Annotated in this window: 8 protein-coding genes; 2 read left to right on the forward strand and 6 right to left on the reverse strand. The window is 72.6% G+C overall.

The features are described 5' to 3' along the window. Nucleotides 1-79 precede the first annotated feature (79 nt). On the reverse strand, nt 80-796 hold the full coding sequence (locus WMR31_RS17725; protein ID WP_340540212.1) for a winged helix-turn-helix transcriptional regulator: 717 nt from the start codon (nt 794-796) through the stop codon (nt 80-82). Nucleotides 797-867: 71 nt separating this feature from the next. Between WMR31_RS17725 and WMR31_RS17730 the strand changes: the two genes are divergently transcribed. Together WMR31_RS17730 and WMR31_RS17735 are read left to right on the forward strand one after the other, a co-directional pair. Then, nucleotides 868-2,031, forward strand: a complete 1,164-nt coding sequence (locus WMR31_RS17730) for an acyl-CoA dehydrogenase family protein (RefSeq protein ID WP_340540213.1) — start codon at nt 868-870, stop codon at nt 2,029-2,031. A gap of 172 nt (nt 2,032-2,203) precedes the next feature. Further along, nucleotides 2,204-5,419 (forward strand): non-ribosomal peptide synthetase, encoded by a 3,216-nt coding sequence (locus WMR31_RS17735; RefSeq protein ID WP_340540214.1) that lies wholly within the window; start codon nt 2,204-2,206, stop codon nt 5,417-5,419. Between the two features lie 14 nt (nt 5,420-5,433). Here the strand turns inward: WMR31_RS17735 and WMR31_RS17740 are convergent, their stop codons facing one another. The 5 genes from WMR31_RS17740 to WMR31_RS17760 are packed head-to-tail and all read right to left on the reverse strand — an operon-like array spanning nt 5,434 to nt 14,388. Further along, nucleotides 5,434-6,486 carry a methyltransferase gene (locus WMR31_RS17740; protein ID WP_340540215.1) on the reverse strand — a complete coding sequence of 351 codons (1,053 nt, stop codon included), beginning with the start codon at nt 6,484-6,486 and terminating at the stop codon, nt 5,434-5,436. A 1-nt stretch (nt 6,487) separates the two neighbouring features. Then, entirely contained in the window at nt 6,488-7,972 is a 1,485-nt protein-coding gene (locus WMR31_RS17745) for an MFS transporter (protein ID WP_340540216.1), read from the reverse strand. Beyond that, nucleotides 7,969-12,387: a non-ribosomal peptide synthetase gene (locus tag WMR31_RS17750; RefSeq protein ID WP_340540217.1), complete on the reverse strand. Its 4,419-nt coding sequence runs from the start codon at nt 12,385-12,387 to the stop codon at nt 7,969-7,971. The genes WMR31_RS17745 and WMR31_RS17750 overlap by 4 nt, the downstream gene beginning before the upstream one ends. Further along, complete coding sequence (locus WMR31_RS17755; RefSeq protein ID WP_340540218.1) at nt 12,384-13,019, reverse strand: DUF6875 domain-containing protein; 636 nt, start codon at nt 13,017-13,019, stop codon at nt 12,384-12,386. The genes WMR31_RS17750 and WMR31_RS17755 overlap by 4 nt, the downstream gene beginning before the upstream one ends. After that, nucleotides 13,006-14,388 carry an FAD-dependent oxidoreductase gene (locus WMR31_RS17760; RefSeq protein ID WP_340540219.1) on the reverse strand — a complete coding sequence of 461 codons (1,383 nt, stop codon included), beginning with the start codon at nt 14,386-14,388 and terminating at the stop codon, nt 13,006-13,008. Before WMR31_RS17760 ends, WMR31_RS17755 begins: the two co-directional genes overlap by 14 nt. Nucleotides 14,389-14,706 lie beyond the last annotated feature (318 nt).

Here is a 14,706-nt window from a genome sequence, read left to right on the forward strand (position 1 = left end):
CGAAGCGTTGAGAGGCCTGTAGGGGAGACGCGATCCGAGGTCCGGAGGTTGCGACGGCGGTCGCTTTCGACGCGGCCGCCTACGAGCCGCCTCGATCGGCAGCGGCGGTGTCGCGGCCCGAGCCCATCGCCAGTGACCGGCGCACGTAGGGCGCGACCGGGGAGAGCAGGAGCGCCGAGGGCAGGCGCAGGACAACGTCGCGTCGACCGAGCAGTCTCACCTGGCCGTCGCGGACGGCGCGGCCGAGCTCGATGCGCCCCTCCCAGATCTCGTAGAGCGTCGCGAGCGGCGTCTCGAGGACGACATCGACGTCGTAGCCAGGGTCGGTGAAGCACAGCGAGACATCGTGGGGCGCGATCACGAACCAGTACCGGGTGCGCCGCCCGCCGGGAAGGTTCACCTGGAGCACGGTGCGTGAGCCGTCGATGGAGGACGGGTCGATGCCGCTTCGGATCCACCACATCAGGACCGTGGGGTCGAGCTCGTCGGGCCGCGGCTCGCCGAAGGCCCAGCGGGCGCCCCATTCGGCCAGGCCGAACACGATCGGCTGGAGGTCGGTACAGGAGGCGGTCGGCGTGTAGCCGTCGCCGCCCGGGTCGCGCTCGACCAGGCCGTGCCGCTCGAGATGGTCCAGGCGCTTGGACAAGATCGCGCGCGACATCCCGGGCAGGCCGCGGCTCAGCTCGTTGAACCGGTGGGCGCCGAGCAGCAGGTCGCGCACGATGAGCAGGGTCCAGCGATCCCCGAGAATCTCCAGGGATCGGGTGACCGGGCAGTACTGGCCGTACCGGGACATCCATCCAGCGTGGGCCTCGGAGTTCAGTTTGTGAACTATCCACATTGGTCATTCGCGCGGACGCTCGCGCTATGACTCTCACCTCGAATCCCACTGCCCACACACAGACAGCGATCGCCGATGCCGAGGTGCTCGCGATGGCGGCCGCGGTCGGCGCCGTCGCTCTCGAGCACGACGCCGCCCACGACCGCGACGCCACCTTCGTCACCGAGGCCTACGACGCGATGCACGACTCCGGCTACCTCGCGCTCGCCGTGCCGGCCGAACTCGGTGGCCGCGGTGCGTCGCTGCGACAGATGACCCTCGCCCAGGAGGAGCTGGGCTGCTGGTCGGGCGCGGCGGCCCTCTCCAGCACGATGCATCACTACCTCACCTTCGTCCAGTGCTGGCGCTACCGGCGCGGGGCCTCCGACGCCGCTGCCGTGCTCGGCCGGATCGCTCACGACCGGCTGGTGATGGCCACCAGCGGCGGCTCGGACTGGGTGTGCCCGAGCACGGTCGCCACCGAGGTCGACGGTGGCTACCTCTTCAACGGCCGCAAGGGCTTCTGCTCCCAGGCCCCGGTCGCCACGGTGCTCTCGACCAGCGCGGTCCTCGGCGAAACCGGCCCCGGGGCGGAGGTACTCCACGCCGGCGTGCCCCTGGCCGGCCCAGGGGTGCGTCTGGTCGAGACCTGGGACACCCTCGGCATGCGCGGCACCGCCAGTCACGACCTGGTGTTCGAGGATGTGTTCGTTCCGGCCGACAAGGTGCTCGGACGACGTCAGTACGGCCGCCTGGAAGGCCCGCTCCTCGCGGCGGTGGTGCACTTCGCTCCTCTTGCCGGCGCGGCCTACCTCGGCGTGGCTCGCGGCGCCTACGACGAGGCGCGTCGTGTCGTGGGCCGTCAGGCGGTGTCGAAGCCCGGTGTCCTACGGCAGGTGGGGGAGATGACCGCGCGGTTGCGGGCCGCTCGCTGGGCGCTGCTCGGTGCGCTCGCCGAGACCGGCGAGGATCTCGCTCTCGACCAGCCCACGCTGGAGACGTTGATGCTCGCCAAGAGAGAGGCGGTCACGGCCGCGCGGGTCGTGGCCGATCTCGCTCTGGAGGTGGCCGGAGGGCCGGCCTTCTACCGGACCTCTCGCCTGGAGCGGGCCTACCGCGACGTGCGTGGCGGCCCCTTCCATCCCCTCACCCCCGAAGCCACGCTCGACGAGCTCGGGCGGACGGCTCTAGGTTCCCTGGGTGTGAGGTGACCGGTCGGCGGCCGATCGGGTGGCTCTGCCTTCTCAGAGTTGTGTGACGTGGCTAACATGAGCGCCTGACGAGCCGGCGCGCCGGCTCGTTCTCGTGTGTCGGTCGTTCTCGGAGGTACCCCCACCATGTCCCGTCGTGCTCTGACCGTCTGCGCGAGGCGATGACGACGCAGTGAGCACCACCCGCGAGCCCGAGTCCTCCACCTTGTCCGAGGCCGCCGACCAGGTCCTTCCCGGTGCCCCCGAGTCCGAGCAGCCGGGCTGGGTCGCGCCGTCGTCGTTCGGCCAGGAACGCATGTGGCTGGCCAGCCGGCTGGACTCCACCGCGCGCGCGTTCAACCTCGTCGCGCCGGTGTACGTCACCGAGGACCTCACCCTGGACCAGCTGCACGAGGTGCTGCGCCTGGTCGTCGCACGGCACGAACCCCTGCGGACGACGCTGCACGAGGTCGACGGGCGCGTCGAGCAGGTGATCCACGACGAAGTCCCGGTGGTCATCTCCGACATCGACCCGACGCCGTTCAAGCCGACCCGCGAGGTGATGAGGTCGCCCGACCTGCACCGGGTCGCGACCACGATCGAGCTGCCGCTGGATCGCGCGCCACTGTGGCGCGCCACCGCACGGCCCACCGTGGGGGGCGGGTGGCTGCTGGTCCTGGTGGCCCATCACACGGTGTTCGACGGCGCGTCCTACGGCGTGCTGGTCGACGACGTCGACGCCATCGCCCGCGCCGTCGCCGCCGGGACCGCGCCCGACCTGCCCGAGCTCGACATCCAGTACGCCGACTACGCGCACTGGCTGCGCGAGCTGATGCAGGGCGAGCGGCTCGAGGCCGAGCTCCGATTCTGGCGCGACCGGCTCGCCGACGCCCCGCCCGTGCACGCCCTGCCTTTGGACCGCCCACGGCCGTCCTCGGCCACGTCCCTGGGCGACGAGGTGATCCTCGACCTCCCCGAGAGGCTGCGCCGCGGCATCGACGCGGTGGCCGCCGAGATGCGAGCCAGCACGGCGATGGTGCAGCTCGCCTCCTGGGTCGCGGTGCTGGCACGGATGTCGGGGGAGCGCGACCTCGTGGTGGGGGTGCCGTTCGCGGGCCGTCCCACCGCGCAGACGGCCCCCCTCGTGGGGATGTTCGTCAACACCTTGCCGATCCGCATCCAGATGGCGCCGGACCCGACGATGCGCGACCTCGTGACCGCCGTCCGGGCCGCGATCCTCGACGCCACCGAGCATCAGCTGGTGCCCTTCCAGCGTCTCGTCGAGGAGCTCGCGCCCGCCCGCGGCAGCGTGCACGCGATCTACCAGATCGGGTTCAACCAGCTGCCGATCTCCGAGCTCAACTGCTCCTTCGGCACCACCCGTGACGAGCTCGGGCTCGAGATCGCCGACGCGGCGGCCCGCATCGAGTACCGCACCGACCTGTTCGACGCGGGAACGGTCGCATCGATCGGGGCGCGCTGGGTGCGGATGGCCGAAGGGCTGGTCGCCGACGTCGATCGTCCGATGTCCCAGGTCGGCTGGCTCTCCGCCGACGAGCGGGACGACGTCGTCCATCGCTGGAACGACACCGCCGATCCCGATCTCGTCGGCGGTACCTCCGCCGGGACCGGCCTCATGGCACGGATGCAGGCCGCGTGGGCGGCCGCCCCGGACGCCGTCGCGGTGTCCGACGGGCAGGGCCACCTCGACGGCGCGCAGCTCCTGGCGCGCACGGCCGATCTGGCCGACCGGCTGGGCAGGCTCGGTGTCGGACCCGAGTCGTTGGTCGGCATCAGCCTGCGCCGCTCGGCCGATCTCGCGGTCGCGGTGCTCGGCGTGCTGCGCGCCGGCGCCGCGTTCTGCCCGCTCGACCCCGACTACCCGGCCGAACGGCTGGCCTACATGGCCCAGGACGCCGGCCTGACGGCGCTCCTCACCGACGAAGCCCCCGCCTTCGCCGTCCCCGACACCGTCGAGATCGTCGAGATCGCGGACGCCGGGGTGGGCGCGGCCAGTGCGCCCGAGGATGCGTCCGAACGGTCGTCGCCGCGCTGGCAGGATCCGATCACCGGCGACCAGGCCGCCTACGTGCTCTACACCTCCGGCTCGACGGGCCGGCCCAAGGGCGCCATCAACACCCACGCGGCCATCACGAACCGGATCGCCTGGATGCAGCGGGAGTTCGACCTGGGCCGCGACGACGTCGTGCTGCAGAAGACGCCGACGAGCTTCGATGTGTCGGTGTGGGAGTTCCTGTGGCCGCTCGCCGTCGGCGCCCGCCTGGTGATGGCCGACCCCGGCGACCACAAGGACCCCATCCGGCTGCGCCGCACGATCATCGAGCAGGGCGTCACCACGATCCACTTCGTGCCCTCGATGCTCGCCGCCTTCCTCGCGACCCCGCAGGTCGAGGAGTGCACGAGCCTGCGGCGCGTCATCTGCAGCGGCGAGGAACTGCCACCGGCGATCGTGAGCCGGTTCTTCGAGGTGCTCCCCGACTGCGAGCTCCACAACCTGTACGGGCCTACCGAGGCGGCGATCGACGTCACCGCCTGGAAGTGCGCGCCCTCCTCGCTCGATCTCGACGCCCGCGTGCCGATCGGCCGCCCGATCGCCAATGCGCGGTGCCTGGTGCTCGACGGTGCGCTCGCGCCGGTGCCTCCCGGCGTCTCCGGCGACCTCTACCTCGCCGGGACCGGACCGGGGCGCGGCTACCTCGGAAGGCCGGCACTCACCGCCGACCGGTTCCTCCCCGACCCCTACGGGCCACCGGGCGCTCGGATGTATGCCACCGGCGACCGGGCGCGGTGGCGATCCGACGGCGTCCTGGAGTTCCTCGGCCGGTCCGACGGACAGGTGAAGCTGCGCGGGCAGCGCATCGAGCTGGGCGAGCTGGAGTCGGTGCTCGCCGAGCATCCCGACGTCGCCGCCGCAGCCGCCCGGGTCCACGAGCCGCAGCCCGGCGACCAGCGGCTCGCGGCCTACGTCGTCACTGGCGACGACACCGACCTCGAGGCCCTGCGTCAGTGGCTGGCCACCCGCCTGCCCGAGGCTCTGGTCCCCGCCTCGATCCACCGCCTGGACGCCCTCCCGCTCGGGCCGTCCGGCAAGCTGGACCGCGAGGCGCTCCCCCTGATCGAGGCGCCCCTGGCCGCCGGCGGCGCCCAGCCGGCGTCCGACCTGGAGCGGCGGATCATGGCGATCTTCGCCGACGTCCTCGACGTCGACGAGGTGGCCGTCGACGTCGACTTCTTCATCCTCGGTGGGCACTCGCTGCTCGCCGCCAACGTGATCTCCCAGATCGCCGCCGACCTCGACGTCGAGCTCCGGTTCCGGCAGTTCTTCGCCACCCCGACCGTCGCCGGCCTCGCGCGCCTGGTCGAGGAGCGCCTCGCCGACGCCCGGTAGAACCTGTCAGTCGGTCACTCGCCCCTCGGGCCGGCCGACCCGACGAAGAGCCACTCGGCGGCCGACTCCCGCAACGGGCTCGCGGCGACGTCGACGAACCCGGCGTCGGCGAGCCAGCCCCGGAGGTCGTCCTCGTGCGGCGCCTGCCCGCCTTGGGTGTGGAACAGGTTGAGGGAGAACACCGAGACGAACGCGCCGGCCAGGTCGTCGGAGGGTGGCCCGCCGGCCAGCTGCTCCACGACCGCCACCCGGCCGTCCGGACGCAGCGAGCGGTGCACGCTGCCGAGCAGGCGCCGGTTCGCGGGCCCGTCGAAGCCGTGCAGCATGTTGAAGAGCAGGGCCACGGAGAACGTGTCCGCGGGCAGGTCCAAGGGCTCGGTCACGTCGGCGGGCACGAAGTGGACGCGGTCGGCGAGGCCCGCCTGCTGCACTCGCGCACGAGCCACTTCCAAGGCGCCGGGGAGGTCGACGATCGTCGCCTCGGTCCCCGGGTTCGCGCTCAGCAGTGCGGTCGCGTAGGCGCCGTGTCCACCGCCGACGTCGACGATGTGGCCGCTGATCGGTCCCAGCGCCTCCACGGCGGCCGGACTCAGCGACTCCGCGATCCCGGCGAGCATGGCGTGGAACCGCTCCCGCATGTCGGGTCGCTCCTCGAGCCAGCCGTAGAAGTCGGCAGCCGGCGTGCCGGTGCGTATCGAGTCCTCCAGGCTGTCCCACTGCTCGGCCAGCACCTCCGACCAGAACTCCGCGACGACGCTGAAGCCGCCCTCGGGGAGCAGCCAGCGGCGCGCCCCCTCCGACAGGGCGTAGCCGGTCTCGGAGCGCAGGAGGTAGCCGTTGGCCGCCAGCGCGTCGAGGAGCAGCGTGAGACCGCGTCGATCGAGGCCGAGGTCGTCGGCCAGCGCTTCGGCGGTGGCCTCTGTGTCGGCGAGAGCGGCGAACACGCCCAAGCGGGAGCCCGCGGCGACCGCGCGGAAGGCGAGCGCGCCGATCATGTCCAGGTGCGCAGCCGGTGCCAGTCCGGAGTCGAAGCTCTCTCGCTGGCCCTCGTTGAGTCGTGCCGGCACGTCAGGCTCCTCTCGTCTCCACGTCGAGCGCCGCATCGGACGCGGCGGGGGCATCCGGGTCGAGGGCCGCGGCGACCTCCGGCTCGCCCGCCTCGCCGGTGCCGCGGCCGCGGTCGGCCACGGGGCTCTCGGCGCCCGCGGGACCTCCGGCCTGCGCGAGCCGTGCGTCCACCTCGGCCTCCAGGAGGCGCAGGTTGCGCCAGGTGGCGACCCGGGCGGCCAGCAGGAGGGTCAACAGCCCGAGCACGAGGTAGATCGCGGCGATCCCGCGACCCTCGCCGGTCCCGATCACCTTGCCGAGTGTGTCTCCGAGCCAGTGGCCAGGCTGCATGGCGGGCTCGAAGATCCGATCCGCCACCGGCCCCGCGATCAGGTAGCCGACCGGCATCGCCGCCTGGGCCAGGATCCGCACGGTCGCGATCACCCGGCCCATCGACTCCGGCTTGGTGCGCTGCTGGATGAGGGTCATCGCCGAACCGCCCAGGATCGGGATGGCGCACAAGAAGAGTGGCGCGACGATGCCGATCAGCAGCGCCGAAGGCGCCAGCGCGTGGGCGGCGAGGGCGAGGCCGCCGAGGACCAGGAACTTGGCCATCCCGGGGATGCGAGGCACCGGCCCTCCCCACGTCGCCATCACCAGGCCGCCGACGAAGATTCCGGCGCCACCGAGCAGCATCAGGACGCCCAGGGTCTCGGTTCCGGTGAAGGACAGGATCAGGGGCTGCACCAGCACTCCGGCCACTGCGAAGACCGCGTTGAAGGCGGTGAAGACGAGCACCAGGTCGCGCAACGGGCGGTCGGCTCGCAGGTAGGCCCATCCGTGGGTCAGGTCCGAGCGCACCGTGATCTTCGTGCCATTGTTCGCCGGCGACGTGGAGCCGGGTGGGAGCCGGGCGCTCACCAGCATGAACACCCCGAAGAACATGGTGGCCAGGTCGAGGATCAACACCCCGCGCAGTCCGAAGGCGGCCAGCATCGCCGCAGCCAGCACCGGCGCGGCGATCTGGACCGCCTGGGTGGTCTGGGTCAGGCCGTTGGCCTTGCTGAGGTTGGCGGCGGCGACCAGCGCCGGCAGGGTCGAGGAGAACGCGATGCCGTGCACGGCTGCGGCGGCCGCGGTGAGCATGGTCAGCGGATAGATCTGCCAGGTCGCCAGATGATCGGTCAGCACCAGCGTCAGCAGGCTCGCCGTCCCGACCCCGCCGGTCAGGTCGGCCACCACCATGAGCACTCGCCGGTTGTAGCGGTCGGCCCAGATCCCCGCGAAGGGCGAGATGAGGATGCCGGGCACGACGGCCGAGAGCATCAGCATCGCGAACTGAGTGGTCGAGCCGGTCTGCTCGAAGACCCACACGCCCAGCACGAACGCGGTGATGGCCGAGCCGGCCGAGGAGACCAGTTGGCCGAACCACACCGTGAGCAGGCCGAGGGGCAGCGCGCGGATGCGCCCGCGGGACACCTCGTGCTGGTCGGGTTCGCTCGTCATCGTGATTCCTTCCGTACTGGAGGCGCGCCCACGGTCGCCAGGTTCTGTGCGAGCAGCGCTCTCTCCCGGCGCAGCAGGTCGAGAGCTCCGGGAAGGGCAGGGGTACCGAGTGCGGCGAAGCCGGCCATCGACTCGCTCGCGTCGAACGCGGGACGCCCGCCGACCGCACTCCCGGGCGGCGGGAAGCCGCCGGCGAACGGCGCGAAGTCGGTCACGCCGCCGGCCGCCACCGCGTCGCGGAGCGCGTGGTACCACCGTGCGTAGCCGACCAGCTCGACCGGCGCGGACGGCGTGGACAGCTCGTCGGCGATCTCGGCGTAGGTGAGCGTGTCGCCCGACCAGTAGTGCCAGACCGGCCGCTCGTCGTCGCCGAGGACGGCGCGCGCCATCGCCTCGGCGGCCCAGTCGACGGGCAGCTGGTCCTCGGCCCACCCGAGGTCGGGCGCCAGGCCCAGCTCGAGGCAGGCGCCCAGCATCCCGCCCCACCAGGTGCCGTGCGCGACGCTACGGTTGCCCCAGGCGGCCGTGAGGCGGGCCGGGCGGTGGACGGTGACCGGCAGTCCCCGCGCGCCGAGCTCGACGGCGAGGACGTCGCTGACCCACTTGGACTGGTTGTAGCCGCCCGAGGGGAACCCGCGGTCGGGCCGGTCGGCCTCGAGGACCGCATGCGCGGAGTCACCGAACGACGGCGACCAGAACACGCCCAGCGTCGAGACGTGATGCACCGCGATCCCGTGTCGAGCGGCCTCACGCATCGCCCGTGCCGGTCCGAGGACGTTGGCTCCGCGATGGCCCGGATAGTCGGACTCGGTGCTCACCAGCCCGCCGACGTTGAGCACGATGTCGACGTCGGCGAGCGCATCGCCCCAGGAGATCGCCAGGTCGCCGGTCTCGGCGGCGAGGTCGCCGACCCGGTACTCCGAACTGTCCGGAGCCGCCGGGAGATCCAGGCTGCGCAGCTGGGTCGCGACCCGTTCGGCGGCGTCCGACTCGTCACCGGCCCGCACCAGCAGACGGACCGATCCGGCCCCGGCGCGGTCGAGGGCATGGACGAGGTGGGCCCCGAGGAAGCCGGTGGCCCCGGTGAGGAGCACGCGGGGTCCGCCCGTGCCCGGGGCTCGGCGAGTCCTGGCCACCGGGACGTCGTCGAGAAGCCTCAGGTCTGCCCGGGCGAGCGCCTCGACCGCCTCGGCCGCCGCATCCGGCCCGCCGGACAGTGCCGCGTCGTGGGCCGCGCCGTGGGCGGCGTCGGTGTCCGTCCGGCCAGCCTCGATCGTGCTCGCCACCTGGGCCAGGTCACTGCCGTCGAGCAGGTCGCGAGGAGAGATGCGGGTCTCGAAGAACGCTCCGATCCGGCCGCCGAGCCGAGCCGCCGACAGCGACGTCCCGCCCAGCTCGTCGAATCGGTCGTGTCGCCCGACCTGCGCGCCGCCGAGCTCCTCCGACCACAGTCGCGCGAGATCGCGCTCGGTCTGTGTCCGGGGCTCGACGAACCTGACGCGCCGGCCGTCCGTCGACTCCGGCGAGGGCAGCGCGTCCAGGTCGACCTTGCCGCGCGACGTCAGGGGAAGCTCCTCGATCACCACGATCGAGGTGGGGATCATGTGCCTCGGCAGGCGGTCGGCCAGATGGTCGCGCAGGACGTCGGCGTCGAGTCCGTCGGCGGCGGGTCCGGGCTGGACGTAGGCCACCAGTCGGCGCTGACCCGTCGCGTCCGGCGGCGCGGTGACCACGCTCCGGGCGACCGCGTCATGGGCGGCCAGGGCCGCCTCGACCTCGCCCAGCTCGATCCGGCGTCCGAGGATCTTGACCTGCTGGTCGCGGCGTCCGAGGAAGTGCAGTCGCCCGTCTGCGGCGCGGACCACGAAGTCGCCGGTGCGATACATGCGGGCGTCGGGGCCGGCCGGGAAGTCGCCCCGGCCCGCCTGTCCGGAGGATTCGAGCCACCGCGGCAGATAGGGGTCGGGCACGAACGGTGAGCCGGGGGAGTCGTCGGCGATCCCGAGATAGCCCGCCGCGACACCGGCGCCGCCGATCACCAGCTCGCCCGGCACGCCGGCCGGCACCGGGTTCAGTTGGGGATCGAGGACATAGCAGGCCACGTTGGGCAGGGCGCGCCCGATGGTGAGGCCCTGCTCGCCGAGCTCGTCGTCGACGACCCGCTCGGCGACCTCGTGCACGGTGGCGCACACGGTGGTCTCGGTCGGGCCGTAGTGGTTGTAGAGGGTCACCCGTGCGTCGGTGCCCTCGAGCCAGAGCCGGAGGTGTTCGGCCGGGACGGCCTCTCCGCCGACCATCATCCGGCGCAAGGTCGCGGGCAGCGGCGCGCAGCGGGTCGAGAGGTCTACGCACCACTGCTGCCACAGGGCGCTGGGTGCGTCGACGGCCGTGACCCGATGCCGGCGACACAGCGCGAACAGTGCGGCGACGTCGAGCGCGGCCGGGTCGTCGTGGAAGACCACGGTGCCGCCCGAGCACAGCACCGGGAACACGTCGCCGAGCGCGGCGTCGAAGGTGAGCGGCGGCAGCGCGAGGACGACGTCGTCGGCGGTGAACGAGTGGGCCGCGACGAAGCCCTCGGTGAGGTTCGACAAGGACCGGTGGGTCACCGCCACGGGCTTCGGCGCTCCGGTGGACCCGGAGGTGAAGTACACATAGGCGATCCCGCCGGGATCCGGCAGCCGCTGGTCGGGGTGGACCTCCAGTGCGGGGCCGGAATCGGTCGGGAGCAGGGTGATGTCGTCGCCGCTGCCGACCACGGCCCGGGCGCCCGCCAGGGTGAGCAGCAGCTCGCGACGCGCCGCGGGCGCGTGGGGGTCGATCGGCATCCACGCGGCGCCGGAGCCCATGACGGCGAGCATCGCGGCCAGCGCGTCCGCGCCGTCGGGCCTCTCGACGGCGACCGTGTCGCCGGGGCCGAGCCCGTGGCGGTCGAGGACGTCGCGCACCGCCGCCGCCCGCCGTCCGAGCTCGGCGTAGGTCACCTCGCGGTGGTCGGCCTCGATCACCGCGATGCGGTCCGGCTGCGTGGCGATCCGGTCGGCCACCGCCTCGGTCACGGGGGCGAGAGCACCGAACTCCGGGCGCAGATCGATGCCTCCCACGGTCAGCTGGAGTCGCTCGTGCTCGGTGAACCAGGGCAGGTCGACGATCGGGGTGTCCAGATGCTCCGCGAGCATGGCCAGCGCCCGGTCGACCGAGGCGACGATCCCCTCGACGACGCCCGGATCGACGGCGTCGGTCTGGTAGTCGCTACGAATCACCAGCGTTCGGTCGGGGCGCTCGATCACGAACAGGGTGAGCTCGAACCGGGCGCCGGCGGGCGGTAGATAGACCGGCACTGCCCGCAGTCCGTCGTGGCCGTCGGCCGGCTGCTCCAGGTTGTAGGCGAGCATCACCTGGAACAGCGGGTGCCGGCCGGTCCGGGGCGGGCGCACCCGGTCGACGACCTGCTCCAAGGACACCGAGCCGAAGTCGACGGCGTCGAAGACCGAGTCCCTGGTCGCGCTCAGGTAGTCGAGCAGCGTGCGGGACGGGGTGGGCCGCAGCCGCAACGGCGTGGTGTTGGCGAACATCCCCATGACGCCCTGCAGTGGGGCGGTGAGGCGTCCCGAGATCGGGGTGCCGATGACGACGTCGTCCTGCGTGCTGTAGCGCGCCAGCGCCAGGCCGATGGCGGCGGTGACGCAGTGGAACGTGGTGAAGCCCCGTTCGCGCAGCTTCGCGACGGAATCGCCCGCCGCCGGGGAGATCTCCGCGCGCAGGTAGCCGACCGGCTCGTCCTCGGGCGGCAGGGTGCGAGGACGCGGCAGGTCGAGCGCCGCAGGGGCATCGGCCAGCTCTGACTCCCAGAACTCCAGCGCCTCCTCGACGCGCCGCCGATGCCGCGGCTCGGTCTGCGCGGTGCCGATCGCCGCGAGCGTCGTGCTCGGCTCCTCCAGGGTGAGGGCGGTGCCCGCGCTGAGGTGGCGGTAGAACGCCATCAGGTCCGCCAGCCAGATGCTCAGCGAGGTCTCGTCGGCGAGCGCGTGATGGACGACCAGGTGCAGCTCGGTCTCGTTCGGCGACCGCACCACCTCGACCGCGCTCACCGGCCCGCTCTCGAGGTCGAGCGCGCGGGACCCGAACCGGGCGCGCACCTGCGCGACCTCGGCGTCGTCGTCGAGGTCGACCCACGTCACCGGCGGAGCCTCGGTGAGGACGAACTGTCGAAGGTCGCCGTCGTGCTCGCGCAGCGTGGTGCGGGTCGCGGGGTGCCTGGCCTGGACGGCCTCCAGGGCCGCAGCCAGCGCGTCCGCGTCGACCTCGCCGACCAGGCGCCACGAGATCCCGACCGTGTAGGACGCATCGGCCACCAGGCGGTCGGCCAACCACAGCTGGCGCTGGATGTCGGTGGCCGGTGCCGGTGCGCTCACGAGGAGCCCTCCTGCGACGCCGCGATCCGGCGAGCCAGGTGGCGGGGAACCTCGGCACCGAACCGGGCCAGATACAGGTCGAGGTGCACGTTCGAGTCGGTGACGAACGGGACGTCGGCAGCGACCATGTGCCGGATCGCCAGGATCGGCACGGGGGCATGGAAGGGCCGGAAGTCCGGGTTCCACAGGCCGGGCCGATCGGGCGGGCCGGGATGGAACTCGCCGATCATGTGGCCCTCGCTCATGAACTCCGGCTTGAGTCGCTGCTGGATCCCTTCGATGAACTCGGCGTATCGACTGGGCGCGAGGTCGCCGAACACGACCAGCACGGCCAAGAACACCCGCTCGCGGCCGGCGTCCTGGGCCAGCTGCGCGAACTGAGCGCGGTAGGCGCGCATCAAGGCGATCGCCTCCTCGATCTCGGGGTCGCCCGGGTGTGCGGCGATGAAGATCGAGGACTTCTCCAGTGCTGCTCCCACGAACGGGCACACGTTGCCGGTGCGGCCCAGGTCGGGGTGCGGTGCGGCGAGGAACTCGCGGGCCCACGTCACGACCGTGGCCACCGACGGATCGGCGAGGTCGAGCCGTGGATCGTCGAGGGCGAGCAACGCGGGCGAGTCAGGATCGGGCACGACGATTCTCCGAGACGAAGCGGCGACCCAGGAGGAGACCGAGGCCGAGGGCGGTGGACAGGACGGTCGTGGCGGCACCGAGGAGCACCCGATCCTGGCGCCGGGCCCGACGCAGCGCGTCGGCGTACGGGGTGCGGCGATGCGAGATCATCGTGTAGAGCGGCACCCACGCCCGGGGGGCGGCGCGCGCGAGAACGAGGTCGAGCCGGGAGCGCCATCGGTGCAGGCGGTCGGTCGTGCGTTGGAGCTGATGGAAGTTCTGCTCCGAGAGATCGGCGAGGACGTCGAGGTGCGGCCTGCGCGCGGCCTCGAACTCGGCGACGACGGCCGCGACGTCGTCGCGATGGGCCCGGAGGAGCTCGGCGAGGACGAGCACGTCCTCGAAGGCGGCGTTCATGCCCTGTCCGTAGAACGGATAGACGCCGTGCGCCGCGTCGCCGATCAGGAGGATCCGCCCGTCGAAGGACCACGGCCGGGCCCGCACGGTGACCAGCCGTCCCGGCGGGTGGTGCAGGAACTCCTCGGCGCGGCCCGGCATCAGCTCGGCGCTGTCGGGGAAGTCGCGATCGAGCCAGTCGACCACCTGCTCCTCGGTGGTGAGCCGGTCGACGCTGACCGACCCGGCCGACTCGGGAAGGAACAGCGTGGCGGTGAGGGAGCGGTCGAGGTTGGGGTGCGCCACGATCAGGGCCTGCTCGGCCGGCCAGACGTGCAGGGCCTCCAGCCTGGTACGCGCGGTGCCGTCGGGAGCGGCCGGGATGGTGAGCTCCTTGTACTGCCAGGGAGCGATGGTCAGCTCGCACCGGCACTCCCCGGCGACCTCCTTGGCGCGCCGCACGGCCGAGAAGGCGCCGTCGGCACCGAGGACCAGATCCGCGGCGAGGTGACCGTCGGCCGAGTCCGGCGGTGCGGGCGAGAGCACCAGGCCCGTGGGGGTGACCGAGGTGACCGAGACCCCGAAGTCGAACCGCACCCTGCCGGTGCCCTCGGCCGCGGTGAGCAGCACCCTCAGCAGCTCCTGCCGGTCGATGGACCGCAGGACCTCGTGCTCGGCCAGGCCGTACGGGGCGAACCGCACCCGACCGTCGTGATGGTGGATGGCCCGCCCGCGCATGGGAACGGTCATCGCCCGCACCTGGTCGGTCAGGCCGGCGTACTCCAGTGCGGCCAGACCGCGGGCCGAGAGCCCGAGGTTGACCGAGCGCCCCTCGCGTTGGTCGGAGTCGCGGGGGTCGGCGCGCTGCTCGAACACCCGGACCCGCCAGCCCGCCTGCGCGAGCACCAGGGCGGCCAGGCTGCCGGCGAGGCCGGCACCCGCGATCACGGCCTCCGGCACCTGGTGGGGGTCGCCGGTCTGGGTTGCGCTCATGAGCCGCCGACGCGTCGGTCGGGCAGCGAGATGCGGTCGACGGGGCGCGCGTCGGCGGAGCGTCCGCGCGGTCGCATCGAGGCGCCGAGCCGATCGTGGAGACCGGGGGTCTCGGTCGGCCGCGCCGGGTTCTGGGCTGGCCAGATCGAGGTCTGACCCCCACGTCTGGTGGGGGCCACGTGGTTCGGCGTGGGGGCCACGCGCTCACCTCCCGAGTGGCGTGGGGTGAGTATGACCTACATCACCAAGGGATTCCTAGAGAGCCACTGATCAACGCCGTCCAGGCCTCGATCGGTGGTCCCCCGGGAATCCCTCGAC

Origin of the sequence: Nocardioides epinepheli, from assembly GCF_037936805.1 — a bacterium.
Lineage (GTDB): Bacteria > Actinomycetota > Actinomycetes > Propionibacteriales > Nocardioidaceae > Nocardioides.

Coding starts and splice junctions, on each gene's coding strand:
- WMR31_RS17745 (WP_340540216.1), bottom strand. CDS start 7,972: ATGACGAGCGAACCCGACCAGCACGAGGTGTCCCGCGGGCGCATCCGC.
- WMR31_RS17725 (WP_340540212.1), bottom strand. CDS start 796: ATGTCCCGGTACGGCCAGTACTGCCCGGTCACCCGATCCCTGGAGATT.
- WMR31_RS17760 (WP_340540219.1), bottom strand. CDS start 14,388: ATGAGCGCAACCCAGACCGGCGACCCCCACCAGGTGCCGGAGGCCGTG.
- WMR31_RS17730 (WP_340540213.1), top strand. CDS start 868: ATGACTCTCACCTCGAATCCCACTGCCCACACACAGACAGCGATCGCC.